This is a genomic window from Alkalihalobacillus sp. CinArs1 (assembly GCF_947387515.1).
Lineage (GTDB): Bacteria > Bacillota > Bacilli > Bacillales > Guptibacillaceae > Guptibacillus.
This window is the reverse complement of record NZ_CANDOB010000001.1, coordinates 508,641-530,148: the sequence shown is the minus strand read 5'-3', so window position 1 is coordinate 530,148 and position 21,508 is coordinate 508,641. Positions and strand designations below refer to the sequence as shown.

Below are 21,508 nucleotides of genomic sequence, written 5' to 3'. Positions count from 1 at the left end.
CTTTATAGGAGGAACGAATCAGTGAACAGTAGAGTGTTGCGACTGCTTGAATTTGAAAAAGTGAAAGAAAGACTCGGAAAGCACGTGTCCTCTTCTTTAGGAAAGCAAAAAACAGAACAATTAGTCCCATTCTATGACTTAGCAGAAGTGAACAGTCATCTTGATGAAACGGATGAAGGAAGAACCGTTCTTCGTTTGCGTGGCCAAGCTCCTCTAGGTGGAATCAGAGATATACGCTCGAGCTTGAAGAGAGCTGAAATTGGGGGAGTCTTGAACCCTTCAGAGCTTTTAGACATTTCGAGTACGATTTACGGTGGGAAGCGATTTAAAACCTTTTTGGAAAATATGATTGAGGACGGAATAGAGCTCCCTCTCTTAGGAAGCCTCGTCAGCCAAATTATGAACGAGACAGAACTAGAGCATGAAATCAATGCATGTATTGATCAAGATGGTGATTTGCTGGATTCTGCAAGTGACGCGTTAAGAAGGCTGCGCACGCAGTTGAGAAGCTATGAATCAAGAGTAAGAGAGAAATTGGAAAGCTTAATACGCTCTTCGAATACAAGAAAGATGTTGTCTGATGCACTCGTGACGATCAGAAATGAACGGTACGTCATACCTGTTAAGCAGGAGTACAGAAGCTCTTTCGGTGGAATGGTTCATGATCAATCATCTTCAGGTGCGACACTCTTCATCGAACCTCAGTCAGTAGTGTCGATTAATAATCAGCTCAAAGAAGTGAAGGTAAAAGAAAAACAAGAAATTGAGCGTATCCTTACTGAGTTAACTGTAAAAGTGGCTGAATCAGCAGAAACTCTAAGACATAATGTCGACATGTTAGCAGAGATCGATTTTATATTCGCTAGAGCACTATATGCGAACGAGCTGAAAGCAACTAAGCCTACTATGAATGATGAAGGGGCATTTGAAATTCGCAAAGGTCGACACCCGCTTCTTCCACAAGAGGATGTTGTACCGATCTCAATAAAGCTTGGAGACGATTACTCATCTCTTGTTATTACAGGACCTAATACAGGCGGGAAAACCGTTACGTTAAAAACAGCTGGTCTGTTAACGCTTATGGCTCAATCAGGTCTTCATATTCCTGCTGAAGAGAATTCTTCTATGTCTGTCTTCCAACATATATTCGCAGATATTGGTGATGAACAGTCGATTGAACAAAGCTTAAGTACGTTTTCTTCTCACATGACAAATATCGTTGGTATTCTTGAAAACCTCGATCACAATAGCCTCGTGTTGTTTGATGAGCTTGGTGCAGGTACGGACCCTCAAGAAGGTGCAGCACTGGCGATTTCAATTTTAGATTATGTTTACAATAGTGGAGCAAAAGTTATCGCTACTACTCACTATAGTGAACTAAAAGCCTATGCCTACAACCGTGAAGGGGTTATGAATGCGAGTGTAGAATTTGACGTTGAAACGCTACGTCCTACATATCGGTTGCTAATTGGTGTTCCTGGAAGAAGTAATGCCTTTGAAATTTCAAGAAGACTTGGACTAATGGAAGTCATTATAGATGATGCTAGATCTCAAATATCAAGTGAAAGTAATAAAGTAGATAAAATGATTTCTTCACTTGAAGACAGTCAGAAGAAAGCGGAATCTGATCGCGAAAGCGCTGAAGTGATTCGTAAAGAAGCAGAAGCTTTGAAAAAAGACCTTGAAGCGCAGCTTGAAAAGTTCGAAAATCAACGAGAACGAATATTAGAAGAAGCTGAAAGACAAGCAGCCGAAGAGGTTGATAAAGCAAAAGAGAAAGCGAAAAAAATCATAAACGACCTTCGCACATTCCAGAAAGGTTCTGTAAAAGAACATCAGTTGATCGATGCCCAAAAGCAGCTTGACGAAACTAAGCCAGAACTTAAGAAAACAAAACAGCCATCTAATAAGGCGCAGGTGAAATCCTACAAACCAGGTGATGAAGTAAACGTCATTAGTTTTAACCAGAAAGGACATATCGTTGAGCAAGTTGGTAAAAACGAGTATCAAGTACAGCTTGGTATAATGAAAATGAATGTGAAAGCGAATGACCTTGAAAAGGTAAAATCGAAACCCGTAGTAGAGAGAAAGCCGCTCGTTTCAGTACGTGGCCGTGATAGCAGTGTTAAGACTGAGTTAGACTTAAGAGGAAAACGATACGAAGACGCTCAGGTGGAAGTAGAGCGGTATATTGATGATGCGCTTCTAGCTGGGTATCATCAAGTTTCGATCATACATGGTAAAGGCACTGGCGCTCTAAGGAAAGGCGTTCATGAATGGTTGAAACGTCACTCTCGTGTGAAGACACTTAGAATGGGTGGAATGAATGAAGGCGGTGGCGGCGTAACCGTCGTCGAACTGAAATAAGGAAAGGAAGCTCAGAGATGGATCAACTTTGGGATAGTGTAGCTTTTCAAACGGCAGCCAACTATAGTGTCGTCATCGTGTGTATGATTGTATTTCTCTCGGCTTTTGAATTTGTTACCTCTTATCGTAACTGGGATGAGGTCAAGAATGGCAATTTAGCCGTTGCTCTAGCAACAGGTGGTAAGATCTTTGGGATCGCGAATATCTTTCGATTCTCGATCGAACACAACGATTCGCTAGTTACCATGATGGGGTGGGGGATATTCGGCTTTGTTTTATTATTGATCGGATACTTTACTTTTGAATTTTTAACTCCTAAATTTCGAATCGACGAAGAAATAAAACAAGATAACCGTGCTGTAGGATTCATTTCGATGGTCATTTCAGTTGGACTTTCATTCGTCATTGGAGCAGGGATCAGTTAAGGGGAGAATGTAATGGAGACGTTATGGAAAGTATTAATGGTAGTTGCAGGGATCTTTTTTATCGCAGGTATCGTTTACTTACTTTATTTTGTGTAGAGAAGACAGGTGAAAACCTGTCTTTTAGCTTTGTTTGAAAAAAATTGAATATTATTGACCGGATAACTGCTAATAAATACATTCAAATCAATTTAACTTTCCAATGAGTGCTATCCAATCTTTCTTGGCTCTATATATCGTTGTAATTTCTAATTATATAAACCTTCATATAACGCTGATTGGAGCGGAAGGATGCTTCAATCCTGCGGTATCAGCGGGACAGGTGAGATCCCACAGGAGTGTAAGCGACGAGGAAGCTCACCGCCCGCCCCGCGGAAAGCGAGCATCCTGGAGCGGAAATCTCGCTATATTATTGAGAGATAACTCTTAATGTTTTCTCAACAGTCTAGATAGACAGGTGCAAACCTGTCTTTTTTTATTTAAATAAGACAAGTTGTGACGAAAATTGCCAATCTATTCAAAAAAATCAAAAAAAGATAGGATATTTTCTTGTTTTTCATTATAATTATTTTATAGAGAGAATAGGGTTTGAAAGGAGAGTTGAAAGGGAGGTTGAAAAAATAATGGAGAATATTAGCGAAAAACCGTGGTTCTCGCATTATGATGAAGGTGTACCGCCCGTGATGGAGTACGATAATAAGCCTCTTCATCAGTACCTAAAAGATGCTGCTCAGAACTATCCAAATAAGAAGGCAGTTCATTTTTTAGGAAAAGAACTAACGTATCAGGAGCTTTTCGATCGTGCGAATCGATTAGCAAATTCTTTAAAGGCGCATGGGCTTGAGAAGGGCGATCGAGTATCGATCATGCTGCCGAACTGTCCTCAAGCTGTTATTAGTTATTATGCAGTACTTATGGCAGGTGGAATTGTTGTTCAAACGAATCCGCTTTACATGGAACGAGAGCTCGAGCATCAACTAACAGATTCACAAGCAACGATTATTATCTGCCTAGACCTTGTATTACCAAAAGTGTTAAAAGTAAGAGATAAAACATCGTTAGAGCATGTAGTTGTCACAAAGATCAATGAGTACTTGCCTTTTCCTAAGAACTTGCTTTATCCTCTCGTTCAAAAGAAGAATAAGCAAGGTCCTATCGTCGAAATACCATTGAACGAAAGCATCCACACCTTTCACAGCTGGGTGAAAAATGGAAAGTTGAATGAAATCGATCTAGACATCGATCCTAAAGAGGACTTGGCTTTGCTTCAATATACAGGTGGGACAACAGGTCTAGCAAAAGGAGTCATGTTGACTCACTACAACCTCGTAGTGAATACAATGCAAATGATTGTATGGAATCGAGATATTACTTATGGCGAAGAAAGAATAATGGGAGTACTACCTTTCTTCCACGTATATGGTATGACGTGTGTTATGAACTTTTCGATAATGTATGCCTCTAAGATGATTATCTTGCCTAAATTCGAACCGAGAGACACGTTGAAGACGATTGACAAACAGAAACCAACCTTGTTTCCAGGTGCCCCAACAATTTATATTTCACTACTGAACGAGCCTGACTTCGACAGCTATGACCTCTCTTCGATCAAATCATGTATTAGTGGATCAGCACCACTGCCGATCGAAGTACAACAGAAGTTTCAGCAAAAAATCAGTGGAAGGCTCGTGGAAGGCTACGGTTTAACAGAATCTTCGCCTGTTACACACGCGAATCCTATTTCAGATGGTAATGTCATCGGAAGTGTCGGGATGCCTTGGCCGGATACCGATGCTAAGATTGTGAAGCCTGACGGTGAGGAAGCTGAAGTTAAAGAAATTGGTGAACTTATCGTAAAGGGCCCTCAAGTGATGAAGGGATACTGGAATCGTCCTGATGAAACGGAAGCTGTCCTAAAAGACGGCTGGCTTTATACGGGAGATATGGCTTATCAAGACGAGAAGGGATACTTTTATATTGTCGATCGTAAGAAAGATATGATCATTGCTGGTGGATTCAATATATATCCTCGAGAAGTAGAAGAAGTGTTATATGAACATGAAGCTGTTCAAGAAGCGGTTATAATAGGCGTTCCGGATCCATATCGTGGAGAAACCGTAAAAGCATTCGTTGTCCTGAAGAGTAATAGCAATTGTACTGAGGAAGAGTTAAATCAACATTGTAGGCGCTTTCTTGCAGCGTACAAGGTTCCTCATTTGTATGAATTTCGAGATGAGCTTCCAAAGACTACGGTTGGGAAAATCCTTCGCCGAGTACTCGTTGATGAAGAAAAAGAGAAAAGCCAATCGCTTTAGCGGTTGGTTTTCTTCTTTAAGAAACTAGTGAAGATGATTGAAAAATTAATTAGAAAAATTCGCACATTTCAGCTTATTATGATATGATGAACTTGCAAATATCCTTGTATTCAAATTGAGCGCTCGCTCAGAAATCCGATATTGACAGTACCTGTTGTGTACCGCTACAATATAAATATGAATGAATGCTCATTCATTTCTGGTGGATGAGGTGTCGGATTAAGAATAAAGGAGAACTTGCTATGGTGGAAAAAGGGAAAAAGCGTGGCCCAAAGTATGACAAAATCATTGATGCTGCTGTAGTCGTGATCGCACAAAATGGTTACCATCAAGCGCAGGTTTCAAAAATAGCGCGTGAAGCCGGTGTAGCAGACGGTACGATCTACTTATACTTCAAGAATAAAGAAGATCTGCTTATCTCACTGTTTCAAAAAAAGATGGGAAGCTTCATCGATAAGATCGAAGCGCAGATAGCTGAGAAGAGCAATGCAGAAGAAAAGCTGTTAACGCTGATCGATATGCACTTCAGGCATCTTTCTTCCGATTACGAGCTTGCAATCGTCACCCAGTTAGAATTAAGGCAAACGAACAAAGAGCTTCGTGCTCAAATCGGTGAAGTACTTAAGAAGTACTTAACCTTAGTTGATCAGATTTTGATCGATGGCGTAAAGGCAGGCCTATTCATGGAAGAGCTTGATGTCCGACTCGCTAGGCAAATGATATTTGGAACGCTTGATGAAACAGTGACCAATTGGGTTATGAAGGATCACAAGTTTGATTTAGAAGCACTTGCAAAGCCTATACATCATTTACTGATCAATGGCTTAAGCAAATAGATATGTGTCCCGGAAATTCCGGGACTGCTTAGGAAGGAGTGGGAAAGTGGAATTTTTAAAATTATCGAAAGAAAACAAGGTAGCGAACATTTCCTTAGAAAGACCACCAGCGAATGCTGTTGCTACAGACGTACTTAAAGAACTGACGCAAATACTTAATGATTTAGAGAATGATTCCGAAACAAAAGTTATCTTGTTGACTGGTGAAGGCAGGTTTTTCTCTGCTGGAGCAGACATAAAAGAATTTACAACTGTTGATACCGAAGAAGGTTTTGGAGAGCTCGGAGGCATTGGTCAAACGCTTTTCGATAAAATGGAAGCGTTCCCAAAGCCGATCATAGCTGCCATTCATGGAGCTGCGCTCGGAGGAGGGCTTGAGCTTGCGATGGCTTGCCACATTCGCCTCGCAACGGAAAGTGCAAAACTTGGATTGCCAGAACTACAATTGGGGCTTGTACCAGGCTTTGCAGGATCACAGCGCTTGCCTGAACTTGTAGGCAAGGCGAAAGCTGCTGAAATGCTTCTAACGAGTGAACCAATCACAGGACAAGAAGCTGCAAACTTAGGCTTGGTAAATCAAGTTTATTCTGAAGACGAACTCCTTCCTAAAGCGAAAGAATTGGCTGAGAAGATAGCTCAAAAGAGTGCTGTAACGATGAGGTATGCATTAGAGTTATTAACTTACTCTAAACCAGCTAAGTTCAATGAAGGAGTAGCGAAAGAAAAAGAGTACTTCGGTAAAGCCTTCGTATCTGAAGATGGGCAAGAAGGTATTCGTGCTTTCATTGAGAAGCGAAAGCCGAACTTTACTGATAAATAAAGATAATTATCTCAGGGAGGGTAAAAAGAAATGAACATATTCGTAATTATGAAGAGAACATTTGATACTGAAGAAAAAATTGTTATTGAGAATGGCAAGATCAGTGAAGAAGGCGTTGAGTTTATTATCAACCCTTACGACGAGTATGCGATTGAAGAAGCAATTCAACTTCGTGACGACCACGGCGGTGAAGTTACAGTCGTTAGTATCGGTAGTGAAGAAGTGGAGAAGGAGCTTCGAACTGCTCTCGCAATGGGTGCAGATAAAGCGGTTCTAATTAATAATGAAGAGCTTGATGAGAGCGACCAATATACAACAACTGCGCTATTAGCCGCTTATTTCGAAGATAAAGAGTACGACATCATCCTTGGTGGAAACGTCTCGAATGATAATAGCACTGGACAGATTGGCCCTCGCTTAGCAGAGAAGATGGGTATTCCTTATGTAACGACGATCACGAAGCTAGATATCGATGGTAGCACAGCTACAATCGAAAGAGATGTCGAGGGGGATGTGGAAATCGTTGAAGCGCAGCTTCCACTGCTTGTAACAGCTCAGCAGGGACTTAATGAACCACGTTATCCATCACTTCCTGGAATCATGAAGGCAAAGAAAAAGCCACTTGAAGAAATAGATTATGATGAACTAGACATCGATGAAGATGAAATTGGAGCAAAAACAGAAACTCTAGAGCGTTATTTACCACCTAAAAAAGAAGCTGGAAAAGTACTTGAAGGTGAAGTGGACAATCAAGTACAAGAACTAGTGAAATTACTTCGTCAGGAAGCGAAAGTTATATAGGAGGGGTTTACAATGGCCAAAAAAGTACTCGTAATTGCAGAAAGTCGTGAGAATGAACTTCGTAATGTATCGTTTGAGGCAATCGCAGCTGGGAAAGAAATCGCAGCGGGTGGAGAAGTAATCGCAGCGATAGCGGGCGAAAATGTAAGCGCATTAACAGATTCGTTGTTCCATTATGGAGCAGATCGTGTCATCAAAGCAGAGAATGAAAAGCTTTCAACTTATACAAGCGATGGGTACGGGCAAGTGTTCTTGCAGATCATCAACTCTATCGAACCTGATGCGATACTCTTCCCACATACATCGATGGGGAAAGATGTAGCACCAAAACTTGCTAGTAAATTAGATGCTGGCTTAATCTCAGATGCTACTGCAATCGAATTAGATGGTGAGGATATCGTATTCACACGTCCGATCTATTCTGGTAAAGCCTTTGAGAAGAAGAAGGTAAAATCAGGTGTTATCCTTGCAACGATTCGTCCGAATAACATTTCTGCTCTTGAGAAAGATGAGTCACGTTCAGGCGAAGTTTTCTCTGAAGAGGTAGAGATTAAAGATCTTCGTACGATCGTGAAAGAAGTCGTTCGCAAGTCTACTTCTGGAGTAGATCTATCAGAGGCAAAAGTGATTGTTGCAGGTGGCCGTGGTGTGAAGAGTGAAGACGGTTTCGAACCACTACAAGAACTTGCTGACGTACTCGGTGCTGCTGTAGGAGCATCTCGAGGAGCGTGTGACGCAGATTATTGCGATTACTCGCTACAGATCGGGCAAACTGGTAAAGTCGTTACTCCAGATCTCTATATCGCGTGCGGTATATCAGGGGCAATCCAACACCTCGCTGGTATGTCTAACTCAAAAGTAATCGTTGCGATCAATAAAGATCCAGAAGCGAATATTTTTAATGTAGCAGATTATGGAATCGTTGGAGACCTGTTTGAAGTTGTTCCACTATTAACACAAGAATTCAAAAAAGTTCTCCAAACGAACTAAACAAAAAGCGAGCCGCGAGCTCGCTTTTTTACACGTTTTTTCTTCAGTAAATAGGGAAGAATGAGTGTGAGTCAAAAAAATGGAAACACCATGAGTATTAATGATATACTCAATCTGAGCCAATTGACGAATGTCAATATGGCAGAGCACATTGAGGCAACCGGCCTTTAACCTGGTATTCTCAAGTGATATTTGTTTAAGGAGGAAGATATAGAATGGCTATCGTACATGCGACAGATCAAAACTTTAACCAAGAAACAAGCGAAGGTCTTGTTCTTGCAGACTTTTGGGCACCATGGTGTGGACCTTGTAAGATGATCGCACCAGTTCTTGAAGAACTAGATGCTGAGATGACTGATGTGAAAGTGGTTAAAATCGACGTAGATGAGAACCAAGAAACAGCAAGCAAGTTTGGTGTAATGAGCATCCCAACACTTCTAGTTTTCAAAAACGGAGAAGTTGTTGACCAAGTCGTTGGTTTCCAACCGAAAGAAGCACTAGCACAAACACTTTCTAAGCATCAATAAACGATAAACATCAAGACCTCAATCCTTGAGATTGGGGTCTTTTTTATTTTTAAATTACAACAGTATTGACACTGATAATCGTTCTCGATATAATCTTGATGGATATCATTAGAACAGACAACGATGAAAAGGGGATTACATAATGAAAAGATCAATGATGCTATTCGCTTCTATTACACTTGCAGGAACTGTGCTTGTAGCATGCGGCAACGACTCAGAAAATGCTTCAAACACAAATGAGCAAACTCAAGAGGAATCAAGCAACTCTAACAATAACACGGAAGAGAATGCTTCAAGCGACATGTCAGTCGAAGAATCTGACTCCGTAAAACAAATTGAGGCTTACAAAGCTATAACGGAAGAACTAAATAAGATGAAAGAAGACAAAGAAGTAGATTGGGAAATGGTCGACGCTACTTATTCTGATGAACTGAAAAGTGCAGTAAATGAAACGAGTAATGAAATCGATCAGTTTATTACAACAGGAATTGAAGCAGGTAAATCTGGCGAACTAGATATGAACGTTGCTCGTCAAATGATCGATAAAGGAACACAATCCTATTTCTATCAAAAGCAAAAATCACTTCATGCAGCTGTTATTGAAGCAAAGGATGCTGGTGAAGATGAAAAAGCGATGCTTCACTTTAACGAAATTAAAAAGCTAGCTGAGAATGTTTTCATTCCGACAGCAGAGAAACGTGATTCTTATTACGAGCTTGAGGGTGATTCAAGCATCGTACAAAATATTAATAACGGCTTAGACGCTCAAGAAGAAGCTTTAAATAATGGAGAAATGGATAACTTTGCAGTGTACAAGCAAGTTACTGACAAATCCACATATAAGAGCTACTACTTAGCAGCTAACTCTTACGCAGAAAAGATTGATCAAGCAGTCCAAGATGGTGAAACAGAAGATCTGAAGATCATGCAGGCAGAAGCTCTTGGATTCTACCAGGCAATTCAAGGTTCTCTATCTGGTGGAGATGAAGAAGCGGCGAATAAGTTAAGCGAACTATTCAATATTAGTGAAACTGATCCAAGTACGATTAAATCAGACGAAGTTTCTACTTTGTTCACGAAAGCATTCATGGGCAAAATCATGAGCTATCATGAAAAGGTTGCTGCTATGGCAGATGAAGGCAAACTTACAGATGGACGAGAAGCTGCAATGGAAGCAAATGTCTTCATGAAAGCAATCGAGAAGCCATTGATGGAAACGCTCGGTGAAGAAGAAACGAAAGGTCTTTATACAAAAGGGCAAGAGTGGTTTGAAGCCATTAGCAACGATAAAGCTGATGAAGCAGCAAAATTAAGCGATGAAATTGTGTCTACGCTAAAAAGTGTAGTAGAATAAAGAAAGACGAAATTGGCCGCTTAAAGCGGCCTTTTCTATTGTACATGAAAGTTAGGAATGCTTAAGAGTTAAGAGGAAGTTTCTTTTTTAGTTGAGTAGTAGGAGTGCAGAATATGAACGTATTGATTACTGGTGGAGCAGGTTTCATTGGAAGCCACTTAGCCAAATATCTCATCAAAGAAAAACACAGCGTTACGGTCATCGACAATATGACTTCCTATTATGACGTAAAAAGGAAGGGCGATCATATAGACCAAGTGAAAAAGTTGGGAGACTTTACACTACATCAATTCGATTTACTAAATGAAGAGAAAACAATGAAGCATTTTAAGGAGCATTCCTATGATGCAGTCATTCATTTAGCAGCCCTTCCTGGAGTACAATATTCGCTTTTAAACCCACACGAATATATTGATCAAGATATAAAAACGACGGTAAATGTTTTAAAAGCGTCCGGTGAAATAGGCGTATCCCACTTTCTATTTGCGTCATCCTCATCCGTCTATGGCAATGCTGACAACGGTCCGGTGAAAGAAGAAGATGCTAACGGAAAGGTTTGTTCTCCATATGCCGCTGCGAAGTACGGAGCTGAATCCTTTTGTCATGCTTATCAATCACTCTATGGATACAAGCTTTCTATTCTACGATTCTTTACTGTGTATGGACCTTGGGGCAGACCGGATATGGCCATTCCTCTATTTATTAAAAAGTTTTTAAACGATCAACCTATCGAGATCTTTGGAAGAGAACAATCTCGTGATTTCTCATTTATCGATGATATTGTGAAAGGTATCTCGCTGACCTTGAAAAGACAATCAAGTCAATCCGAGATATTTAACCTTGGAAGCGGAACACCCGTATCATTAGATGAGTTGATCACGATATTACAAGAGTATTTCCCAGAAGGTAAACTGTTCGAACGCCCTCATCGAGCGGGTGATGTGAAGCATACGTGGAGCAACATATCGAAAGCGCAAGAGATGCTCGGTTACACTCCTGATATAGGAATAAATGAAGGAATACGGAGAACGGTGGAATGGGCAAAAAACTACTACAGATAATTAAATGGTTAACTAGCTTATCGCTCGTTGTTTTGTTTGTTTTTCTATTCGTTAAAGTGTTTACATTTGAAGATTTAAGGCAAACCATCTTGGCTCTTTTCAGCCATCCTATTCTCCTAGTACTCATGGTTGTAGGATATACAATTGCGTTTTTGTTACGTGCTTGGTGTTGGAGAATTCTTGTGAATCCGAATGTGCCATTCGTCGTCTACCTATCAGGAATATTCTATAGTTTGTTTTTTAACCATCTATTACCTTTTAAAGGTGGAGAAGCTGTAAGAGTGGGAGCCTTGGCACAACATCAGGATATAAAATGGACGAAATCGTTATCTTCCGTAGTGTCGTTAAGAGCTTTGGATCTTTTGTGGCTTGGTTTATTCGCAATGTTTGGAGCGAGTGCTATTGGAATCCAGCTGAATTCCGTTTTCTTTCTTAGTGCACTTGTAGCGATAGGAGTAGGAACTGTCTTTCTTTATCTCTTGGAAAAACACAACAAACTACCTGCTTTCGTATCAACACAATGGAATGACTTTACCTCTCTTGTGAAATCTAGATCGGGTTTGGTCATTATTTCGTTATCAGGCATCAGCTGGATCTTTGAGGGAATCGTCGTGTATGCTGTTGCGATTGTCGATATGGCATCGTTTAGCTATCTTAACGCAATGTGGGTGACAGCACTGTCCGTCGGTTCTGGTGTTTTGCAACTTGCACCTGGAGGACTCGCAACTTATGAAAGTGTGATGAGCCTGTCTTTGTATCGCTCTGGATTCCAGCTAGAAGATGCGTTTATGATTGCGATCATTACTCATGGATTTAAGTATTTATATTCCTTTGCTGCCGGTGCGGCAGCATTTTACATGTATCCTCTTAAAATGAATAAATTGAAATCGTTTGTAAAGTCGAAAGGAGAAACAGAATGAAACAAGCTTCAGGTTTTGAGAAGGTTGCAGCAAGGTGCTGGAATCTTTTGAACGAAGGAAAGCCCTTCACTCCTATTTTTGTTACGGGAACTTTATTGTTATTTTACATATCAGAGTGGTTTTCAGTTTCATTTTGGAGTGGGTTTTTATTCGGATTAGGAGCGGTTCTCCCTCTTCTAGTTCTTTACTATCATTATGATTTTCCGCTTTTCTTGAGAAATTACTTATGGCTTCCCTTGATAGGTTTTTTAATAATCTTTGACCACTTTTCTCTAACAGCATCATTGTTTGCAATAGCACTCTATTTCTTTTTTACGGTGTTTTTCTGGGGAACGCTATATTATCATCTGAGGATTGGAACGAGTTGGACGAATTTCACTCGATTTTGGAAACTCGTATTAAAGAATAGTGATTCAACGAGCGGAAATGCTCAGGAGCAGCTACCTAAAGTATTGCTGATCATAGGCATTTGGACTATGGTGACAGATTCATTTATCGGTTCTTCATTGTCCATCGAGTGGGACAAGTTGCTCATGTTGTATGGTGCCATCTTTCTGTTTAGCTACATTTTACACAAATATTTATTTGACTGGAAACCAACAATCAAACCGACCTATACAGAAGATGTAAAGTCTTCTAACAATAAGAATGAAAAAGTAATCATGATCGTCATCGATGGGATGAGAAAGGAACGGTTCCAAGAGGCACAAACCCCTTTTTTGGATTCGCTGAAAAAGAGTGGTACTGAATATAGCCAGATGGAAACTGTTTATCCAGCAAGGACAGTAGTATGTTTTTCATCCATGATGACTGGAACGTATCCTTTCGAACATGGAATCAATTCAAATATGGTTTGGGGTCGTGGCGTAAAAGTCGAGACGATCTATGATTCGTTGCGAAAGGTGAATAAGAGCGGTAGACTCCTTGGAATTGCTCATCTTGTTGATGCGATGGGAGATGACGTAGATACAGTAACGGCTGTGATGCATAATGATGTAGCCGATTCTAATATTATGGGTAGAGCTAGAGAGGTTATGAAAGAGAAGGATCCAGACTTTTTTACTGTCCAGCTTATTGGAACAGACCAAACCGGACACTCAAGAGGTGTTCTTTACGATGAATATATCCAAAAGATAGAAGAAGCTGATAGCCTTGTTGAAGAATACGTAAATTGGTTGGATGAGAATGGTTATATGGAAAATACCACATTGATCATATGTGCCGATCATGGGCAGGCTGATGGAATAGGAGGGCACGGACATCTTGACGAAGGAGAGCGATTCGTTCCTTTCTTTATGAATGGCCCTTCCATTAATGCAGGGAAAATAGTTGAAGACAAGCACAGTCTAACATCGGTAGCCCCAACTGTTGCACACCTTCTTGGTGCGCCTATTCCATCACATAGTAGAGGTGAAATTCTAACTGAAGCGTTCAACCACAGGAAGGAAGAGAAAGATTAATGAAACAACATGTTATTGTTTTCTTGCCAGCTCATAACGAGGAACAAGCTATAGGTGAAGTCATTCGCAAAATACCAAGAGACTTTCATAAAGACGTTAAGGTGAGTATTCTTGTCATTGATGATGGATCAACAGATCGAACGGTAGAAGTAGCAAAAGAAGCTGGTGCTGATCATATTTTCTCGAAAGAACATAACAAAGGTCTAGGAGCAGCGGTACGGACGGGACTTCAACAATCTGTTGCTCTTGGTGCAGATATTGGCGTCATGTTAGATGCTGATAATGAATACCCTGCCTGGCAGTTGCCGGAGTTATTGGCACCCTTGCTCGAAGGTGAATCAGACTATGTGATGGGGTCGAGATTTAAGGGAACGATAGATGGGATGCAACTTCATAGGAGGCTTGGGAATTACTTTTTCACATTTCTCCAATCCATTTTATTACGAAAATGGATTTATGATGGGCAGTCAGGGATGAGGGCATTCTCAAGACAGGCAATGGAAGAAGCAGAGATTATTCATGACTATAACTATGCACAAGTATTAACACTGAATCTTGTAAGAAAAGGGTTCCGCGTAACCGAAATACCGATCACCTATCAAGTTCGATCGACCGGTCAGTCCTATATAAAGTTTAAAGCGTATATGACTTCAGTACTTCCAGCGATTGTGAAGGAGATGTCAAGACCTGTTAAACGAGTACCTATTGATTATCATGCCCATCAGATCAAACCGATCGACTGGTCTCAATTACACACAGAAAAGCCATAACAAATGCATATCTGATATTGACTTCAATTCTGATAATCATTATCATTATCAATGAGGAGGATTCTCAATGAAAAAACACATCGCGCTCGTAGCACTCATCATCATGATTACATCTATGGTAACCACTCCACTAAAAGCTTTTGCGTATTCATACGGTGACCCCACTGAAGAAAAAGTAGCTGAAGCGTATAGTGAGATGGTAGCAAAGCTTAATGAATCTCCTCCAAACTATGATAAAGCAAGTGAGATATTTGCTACTGTAGAAGAAGAAATTCAATTACATATGGGTGACGACGCAGTTAGCGTGATTAAGTCCGCCCTCGAAAATGAAGATAAAGAAGAAGTTATTACGAACATGCAGAAAATACTCGTCCTCAATATCTCTAGGCGTCTTGAGAACGTGGAGGACAACTTCGAAGAATATGATACGACTCGAAAGCTAGTAGGGAAGGCTGATGCAACTTACAAAAAGCTTTCTCCTGTCGTAAAGCAAAAAAACGAAGAAGTGGATAGCGAGATTAAGAGCGATTTTGAAACCATCTTAAATTCGCTTGGTAATCCTGGTTTGTTCGGAGTAGGAGAAAAAGAATCAGATAAAGATCAATTTATTGAGAGTAAAGATAAAATTCTTACAGCGCTACAAGATCAATTTAACATGGAGTCAGTCGAGATTGGTCATTTTGGTAAAAGCGCTACCGACGATACGAATGACAATGGTAAAACTGAGTGGACCGACCTTGGTCAACTATCGAATTGGTTACCGATCGTATTGATTGTAATCGTCATTGCAGGCGTTGTGATCTACACAACTAGAATGCGTCGCCGTTCGTAAAGAACGTAGAAAGGGGAAAGGTAAATGGAAATTCAGGCATTGCTGATCATGTTCAGAGAAGTACTTGAAGCCCTTCTCATCATAGGAATCATCACAACATATATGAAACGAATGGGACAACGTCAATACAACAAATTTGTTTGGCTAGGCGCAGGACTTGCAGTTGTTGCAAGCATAGGTGTCGCCATGTTGTTTCAGGTAGTCTTCACTGGATTTGCTGCAATGGGAAGTGAAATGTACCTGAAGATCGCCATTATGCTGATCTCCTCAGTATTACTGACACAAATGGTGTTTTGGATGGCTGAACATAGCCGGGACATCAAAGGCAAGACTGAAGGAAAAATGACGAAGTATATAACGACAGGAAATATAATTGGTATGGTTATTCATTCGTTCCTCGTTGTTTTACGAGAAGGCATCGAAACGGTCTTCTTCTTCGCTGCGATTACAGGCGGAGATATTGGGAAAGGGTTCGAAGGTTGGGGAGCCATTACGGGAGTGTTAATTGCTGCTGTTGTATCGTATCTTTTCTTCAAAGGTACGATGCGTATCCCGCTCAAATCTTTCTTTAAGGTAACAGGAATTTTCATCGTCCTCATCGCTGGAGGGTTACTTGTTCAAGGTATCTCGATGATGCAGGATATTAGAATGATTGGAAGTGTCATGCCTCACGTCTATGACTTAACATGGTTCTTGCCTGAACATCCGATCGATTATGCTCATTATGTACGTGATAACGGCGTTGCACCTCTATTATCTGGCGACATCGGTATTTTCTTCAAGGCGCTGTTTGGATATTCTTCCATGCCTTCAATAGAAGAAATCGTAGCGTACATCGGTTACTTTGCTGTTATATATCTTCTTGTTACGACAAAGAAAGCTCCTTCAAAAGCTGAATCAGCTAAAGAAGAAAAATCCGCTATGTTCAAGGCAAACAAAATGAATGAAACTGCTGTAAAATAAACAATTAAGGAATACAAGGCGATGAGTCGCCTTGTATTTTTTGTACGTGAGAATGACCGGGACAGGTTTCTAAAGGATGATCATGATGAATATGAAAAAGCTATCGCTAAACGCATTATTTAAAACGTTAATATTATTAGTAAGTATCACTAGCATAGTTCTCATTAGTTTGTGGAGGTTTCATTATGCGATCGACCTTCCACGATCTTGGGACCAAGTCGACTTTGCTCTAGCTTTAAGCAGATTCGACTTATATGCCATGCAGCCACATTTCCCGGGTTATCCCTATTTTGTTTTAGGGGGAATGGTCATCCACAAGTGGATTGGCAATCCCTCGTTAGCTTTATCAACATTTAATAGTCTAATTTTATTGTCTAGTTCGATCCCTCTCTATTTCTTAAGCCGCAATATCCTTTCAAAAACGATCAGCTTACTGATTGTTGGAGTACTTCAGTCGATGGTTTTCTTGAACGTAATGTCGATTCAGCCTATGAGTGAAGCAGCCGCGGTTGGGATTCTATGGTGGTACATCTGGGGTTTACATGTTGCCTTCCAACGTAAAGCGTCTTCATTTGTTTTGTTATTACCCTCATTTTTATTAAGCATTCTGCTAGGAATTCGATTATCATATCTACCATTTGGAATCGGGTTTATCCTTCTCCTAATAAGTAGGAGATCTAGCTACACTTCTAACAAAACATATGCTTTGTTTATCAGTGTTCATCTTTTTATTGCGATTTGTTTTCAGCTTATTTGGGTTGTAGGACTAGCTGCTTCAGAAGGAGGAATCACTGCATTCTTAGAACTAGCACTTGGATTTTCCTCCGGACATTTTCAAGAATGGGGAGGTAGTGCTGTATCGACAACTTCTCCACTATGGATAAGAAGCTACGAACTCGTCGTAACCAATATAGGCTGGGTTGGACTTGCAGGACAAAGGCTCTACATTGCAGCAATGATTACTATTATGATAATTGGTTTTATTCTATTATTGAACAAAGTTAGCAGACAAAGCATCACCCCGTTTCAATGGACATATGGAATCATGTTTGCTCTATACTTCTTGTGGGCATTGTTTGCGCAGAATATTGATAAACCAAGACACATCCTTCCATTACCTGGAATGGTTTTGTTTGCGGTATTATTATTCACTACTAAGTATTCAGAAGGTTTCAGGGCACATCTAGTGAAACTTGGTTTGGTGATGTTGCTACTCTTTCAATCTTTTGGAACGTTCACAATGATGAGAGAAGCTCAGCACCCCACCGCTGTCCATCAGTTGAGTAGTTTTCTCTCGGAAATAGAAGAGCCTATCATGGTGTATACCTGGGAGGAAACAAGGGTAATGGATTATCTGGACGTTCATTATGAACATGACCGTGTATTCACATATGAAACCTTCTTGTCAGAAATACCTTATTATGATGAGAGAAGAATATTTTTAACGGATCGTGTCGTGAAGGGGTTTGAACAGCAAGGGGCACCGATAAGAAAATCGGTCACAAAGGTCGGAGCGTATTATTCCGATAAGATGTACGATCCTGTCTATCACGAAATTGTTTTGTACGAGTATAAGCGATAGGCATTATGATACAATAGGGGAACATAGATGCGCCTTGAATGGGTAGAGAGGTGAGATAGCGTGGAACAATTTTTGAAAAATAAGCTAGCTGTTCTACCCGATCAGCCTGGCTGTTATTTGATGAAAGATCGTCAAGGGACGATTATTTATGTTGGAAAGGCAAAGGTACTTAAGAACCGAGTGCGTTCCTATTTTTCAGGAGCACATGATGGTAAGACGCAGAGGCTAGTTGGAGAGATCCGCGACTTCGAATATATCGTTACTTCAACTGATTTAGAAGCACTTATCCTTGAACTAAATTTAATAAAGAAACATGATCCAAAATATAATGTGATGCTGAAAGATGATAAGAGCTATCCATATATCAAGATTACGGCTGAAGAACAACCTCGACTCATCACAACAAGAAAAATAAAAAAAGACAAAGGTAAGTACTTTGGTCCATATCCGAATGCTTATGCTGCGAGTGCTACAAAGAAATTGCTCGATCGTATCTATCCGCTCAGAAAGTGCCGAAAGATGCCAGATCGAGTCTGTTTGTATTACCACATCGGCCAGTGTCTTGCGCCTTGTGTAAAAGAAGTTACGAAAGAGCAGAACAAAGAAATGATCGACGGGATCACGAAGTTTTTAAATGGTGGTCACCAGGAGGTTAAACAGGATTTAGAACGTAAGATGGTGAGCGCTTCTGAAAATCTGGACTTTGAGCGTGCGAAGGAATACCGTGATCTCATGTACCATATTGAAAAAGTGATGGAAGCTCAAACGATTCAAACAAACGATGGCCTCGATCGTGATATCTTTGGATATAGTTTTGATAAAGGCTGGATGTGTGTTCAGGTCTTCTTTGTCCGTCAGGGGAAACTCATAGAACGAGATGTCTCGCTCTTCCCGTTCTATAATGAGCCTGAGGAGGACTTTTTAACATACCTTGGTCAGTTTTATCTACAGAAGAACCACCCTAAGCCTAAGGAGATCCTTTTACCTAATACAATCGATGCTCAATTAGCAGAAGATCTTCTTCACATCCCAGTACAACAGCCGAAAAGAGGAAAGAAGAAAGAGCTAGTTGAATTGACGATAAAGAATGCTAACATCGCACTCAATGAAAAGTTTTCTCTCATTGAGCGAGATGAGAAAAGAACGATCAATGCGGTTGAGAACCTTGGTGAACAATTAGGAATAGAAGCACCTCTTCGAATAGAGGCATTCGATAATTCGAATATTCAAGGAACAAACCCGGTTTCAGCGATGGTTGTGTTTTTAGATGGTAAACCGAAGAAGAATGAATATCGAAAATACAAGATAAAAACAGTAGAGGGTCCAAACGATGTTGGCTCGATGAAAGAGGTCGTTAGGAGAAGATACACAAGGTTACTTAAAGAAGATGGACCACTCCCAGATTTAATTATTATCGATGGCGGCATCGCTCAGATTCAAGCATCAAAAGACGTTCTAGAAAATGAGCTTGGTCTAGATATTCCGGTTTGTTCGTTAACGAAAGATGAGAAGCACCGAACATCCCACTTATTGATCGGAGACCCTCCAGAGGATGTGTACCTTCCTAGAAATAGTCAGGAGTTCTATTTACTTCAGCGAATTCAAGATGAAGTCCACCGTTTTGCGATATCGTTCCATCGTCAGCTCCGTGGAAAATCCATGCTGAAATCTAGTTTGGATGAAGTCCCAGGTATCGGACAGAAGCGTAAAAAGAAACTCTTAAATTATTTTGGATCGATCAAGAAAATGAAGGAAGCTGGCGTAGATGGTCTACAAGAGGCTGGTTTACCGAAGAATGTTGCTGAAGAATTGATGGCTCGTTTCAAACAAAAAGAAAATTAATTACGAAATTGTATTGCGGCGTAACTCATAGTTCGTTATAATAGTGAAAATTTAATAGTTCCACACTTCGATAAATTGAAGTGATGGTAGAGGCGCAAAAACCATCAGTATACCCAATGAGAGTGATAAGACTTGTTGACGTGGGTGGAAAGGGGAATTTGCCGAAGCGAACAGGTGCTTATACACCTTAAGCTGGACCTGCATTGAAGAAGTGCAGAGCTGTCATTCAATTCCTTCCCGGGGGTTGAATGGAGGACTATCTCACACAGGGACGTTTTCTTGAATTATGAAAACAACAGTGAGGTTTTTCTCATTGTTGTTTTTTTGTATATAGAGAGCCTAAATTACTTATTCAAGAAACTAGTTGTGAGTGAAAAATACAGTTATAGAGTGGAAAGGATGGAGAGAGTGGGACTTCGAGTAATGAAATTTGGTGGAACATCTGTTGGAGATGTCGAAAAAGTAAAGAACGTCGCATCGAGGCTTGCTGAAGCAGTTGATGCAGGGGATGAAGTTGTAGCAGTTGTTTCTGCTATGGGGAAAACCACAGATGAACTAGTGGGTTTATCAAAAAGCATCACAAATAATCCCTCCAAAAGAGAACTAGACATGCTGCTTACAACCGGAGAGCAAGTAACAACCGCTCTTCTTGCAATGGCGCTTCATGAGAAGGGTTACGAAGCCGTCTCACTTACAGGGTGGCAAGCAGGACTTAAAACAGAATCTGTCCATGGAAACGCGAGGATTTTGGATATTGATGCCAAAAGGATGAATCAGCATCTTGCAGAAGGAAAGATCGTCATCGTTGCTGGCTTCCAGGGTCTTTCTGACACAGATGACATCGCGACATTGGGTAGAGGAGGATCTGATACTACTGCTGTTGCGATCGGGGCTGCACTGAAAGCAGAGCGATGTGAAATATACACAGATGTAGATGGGGTCTATACAACTGATCCTAGATACGTAAAAGGCGCGCGTAAACTGTCAACGATTTCTTATGATGAAATGCTCGAATTGGCAAACCTTGGTGCGGGGGTTCTTCATCCTAGAGCGGTGGAGTTCGCGAAGAATTATAATATTCCACTCGAGGTACGCTCAAGTTTTACAAACGAAGTAGGAACCATAATTGAGGAGGTCGCATCCATGGAACAGAATTTGGTAGTGAGAGGGCTTGCGTTCGAAAGCAATGTGACAAAAATAACGATATCTGGTCTTCCGAATGAGATCACAACACTTCCATCGTTGTTTTCATCCCTTGCATCGAATGGAATTAATGTAGATATCATCATTCAGAGTACGAGCGAGAAGAATACGACGAGTATATCGTTCTCGATCGAAACAGCTTCACTTGATTTAACGCTAGATGTTCTGCGTCGCCTTGAAGTCAAACTACCATATGAAAACATTTTCTATGAGTCTGGACTTTCGAAAGTATCCATCGTTGGATCAGGTATGATCTCAAATCCCGGTGTAGCTGCACAGATGTTTGAAGTTCTTGCTGAACATGATGTTGAGATCAAAATGGTAAGCACATCTGAAATTAAGGTATCTACAATCGTACCTGAGGATAAAATGATCTATGCGATCGAGACATTACACGATCAATTCCAGTTGGATGAAAGAACACCAGTTAAGCAGTTATAAAA

Annotated in this window: 18 protein-coding genes and 1 riboswitch; all 18 genes read left to right on the top strand. The window is 40.6% G+C overall.

The window, feature by feature from the left end:
• Nucleotides 1-21: 21 nt before the first annotated feature.
• The 18 genes from PFZ69_RS02900 (at nt 22) to PFZ69_RS02815 (ending at nt 21,506) form a co-directional block, all read left to right on the top strand.
• Entirely contained in the window at nt 22-2,367 is a 2,346-nt protein-coding gene (locus PFZ69_RS02900; RefSeq protein ID WP_270179521.1) for an endonuclease MutS2, read from the top strand.
• A gap of 17 nt (nt 2,368-2,384) precedes the next feature.
• A complete protein-coding gene (locus PFZ69_RS02895) occupies nt 2,385-2,792 on the top strand; it encodes a DUF350 domain-containing protein (RefSeq protein ID WP_270179520.1) in 408 nt (135 codons plus the stop codon).
• 620 nt (nt 2,793-3,412) lie between these two features.
• Nucleotides 3,413-5,104, top strand: a complete 1,692-nt coding sequence (locus PFZ69_RS02890) for a long-chain-fatty-acid--CoA ligase (RefSeq protein WP_270179519.1) — start codon at nt 3,413-3,415, stop codon at nt 5,102-5,104.
• 242 nt (nt 5,105-5,346) lie between these two features.
• Complete coding sequence (locus tag PFZ69_RS02885; RefSeq protein WP_270179518.1) at nt 5,347-5,940, top strand: TetR/AcrR family transcriptional regulator; 594 nt, start codon at nt 5,347-5,349, stop codon at nt 5,938-5,940.
• Between the two features lie 46 nt (nt 5,941-5,986).
• Complete coding sequence (locus PFZ69_RS02880) at nt 5,987-6,760, top strand: enoyl-CoA hydratase (RefSeq protein ID WP_270179517.1); 774 nt, start codon at nt 5,987-5,989, stop codon at nt 6,758-6,760.
• A gap of 30 nt (nt 6,761-6,790) precedes the next feature.
• Entirely contained in the window at nt 6,791-7,561 is a 771-nt protein-coding gene (locus PFZ69_RS02875) for an electron transfer flavoprotein subunit beta/FixA family protein (protein ID WP_270179516.1), read from the top strand.
• 12 nt (nt 7,562-7,573) lie between these two features.
• The gene (locus tag PFZ69_RS02870) at nt 7,574-8,551 is read left to right on the top strand and encodes an electron transfer flavoprotein subunit alpha/FixB family protein (protein WP_270179515.1); all 978 of its coding nucleotides are present in this window, start codon (nt 7,574-7,576) and stop codon (nt 8,549-8,551) included.
• 215 nt (nt 8,552-8,766) lie between these two features.
• The gene (gene trxA / locus PFZ69_RS02865) at nt 8,767-9,078 is read left to right on the top strand and encodes a thioredoxin (protein WP_270179514.1); all 312 of its coding nucleotides are present in this window, start codon (nt 8,767-8,769) and stop codon (nt 9,076-9,078) included.
• 142 nt (nt 9,079-9,220) lie between these two features.
• On the top strand, nt 9,221-10,432 hold the full coding sequence (locus PFZ69_RS02860) for a hypothetical protein (protein WP_270179513.1): 1,212 nt from the start codon (nt 9,221-9,223) through the stop codon (nt 10,430-10,432).
• A 113-nt stretch (nt 10,433-10,545) separates the two neighbouring features.
• Nucleotides 10,546-11,493 carry an NAD-dependent epimerase/dehydratase family protein gene (locus PFZ69_RS02855; RefSeq protein WP_270179512.1) on the top strand — a complete coding sequence of 316 codons (948 nt, stop codon included), beginning with the start codon at nt 10,546-10,548 and terminating at the stop codon, nt 11,491-11,493.
• Nucleotides 11,469-12,413 (top strand): lysylphosphatidylglycerol synthase transmembrane domain-containing protein, encoded by a 945-nt coding sequence (locus tag PFZ69_RS02850; protein WP_270179511.1) that lies wholly within the window; start codon nt 11,469-11,471, stop codon nt 12,411-12,413. Before PFZ69_RS02855 ends, PFZ69_RS02850 begins: the two co-directional genes overlap by 25 nt.
• Complete coding sequence (locus PFZ69_RS02845) at nt 12,410-13,873, top strand: alkaline phosphatase family protein (protein ID WP_270179510.1); 1,464 nt, start codon at nt 12,410-12,412, stop codon at nt 13,871-13,873. Before PFZ69_RS02850 ends, PFZ69_RS02845 begins: the two co-directional genes overlap by 4 nt.
• Nucleotides 13,873-14,643 (top strand): glycosyltransferase family 2 protein, encoded by a 771-nt coding sequence (locus PFZ69_RS02840; protein ID WP_270179509.1) that lies wholly within the window; start codon nt 13,873-13,875, stop codon nt 14,641-14,643. The genes PFZ69_RS02845 and PFZ69_RS02840 overlap by 1 nt, the downstream gene beginning before the upstream one ends.
• A gap of 67 nt (nt 14,644-14,710) precedes the next feature.
• Nucleotides 14,711-15,475 carry a hypothetical protein gene (locus PFZ69_RS02835; RefSeq protein WP_270179508.1) on the top strand — a complete coding sequence of 255 codons (765 nt, stop codon included), beginning with the start codon at nt 14,711-14,713 and terminating at the stop codon, nt 15,473-15,475.
• A gap of 24 nt (nt 15,476-15,499) precedes the next feature.
• Nucleotides 15,500-16,438 (top strand): FTR1 family iron permease, encoded by a 939-nt coding sequence (locus PFZ69_RS02830; protein ID WP_270179507.1) that lies wholly within the window; start codon nt 15,500-15,502, stop codon nt 16,436-16,438.
• Between the two features lie 82 nt (nt 16,439-16,520).
• Nucleotides 16,521-18,020, top strand: coding sequence for a hypothetical protein (locus tag PFZ69_RS02825; RefSeq protein WP_270179506.1), 1,500 nt, complete (start codon nt 16,521-16,523; stop codon nt 18,018-18,020).
• 120 nt (nt 18,021-18,140) lie between these two features.
• A complete protein-coding gene (gene uvrC, locus PFZ69_RS02820) occupies nt 18,141-19,862 on the top strand; it encodes an excinuclease ABC subunit UvrC (protein ID WP_442865121.1) in 1,722 nt (573 codons plus the stop codon).
• Nucleotides 19,863-19,941: 79 nt separating this feature from the next.
• A riboswitch (Lysine riboswitch) is annotated at nt 19,942-20,129 on the top strand.
• Between the two features lie 141 nt (nt 20,130-20,270).
• Entirely contained in the window at nt 20,271-21,506 is a 1,236-nt protein-coding gene (locus PFZ69_RS02815) for an aspartate kinase (RefSeq protein WP_270179504.1), read from the top strand.
• Nucleotides 21,507-21,508: the final 2 nt, after the last annotated feature.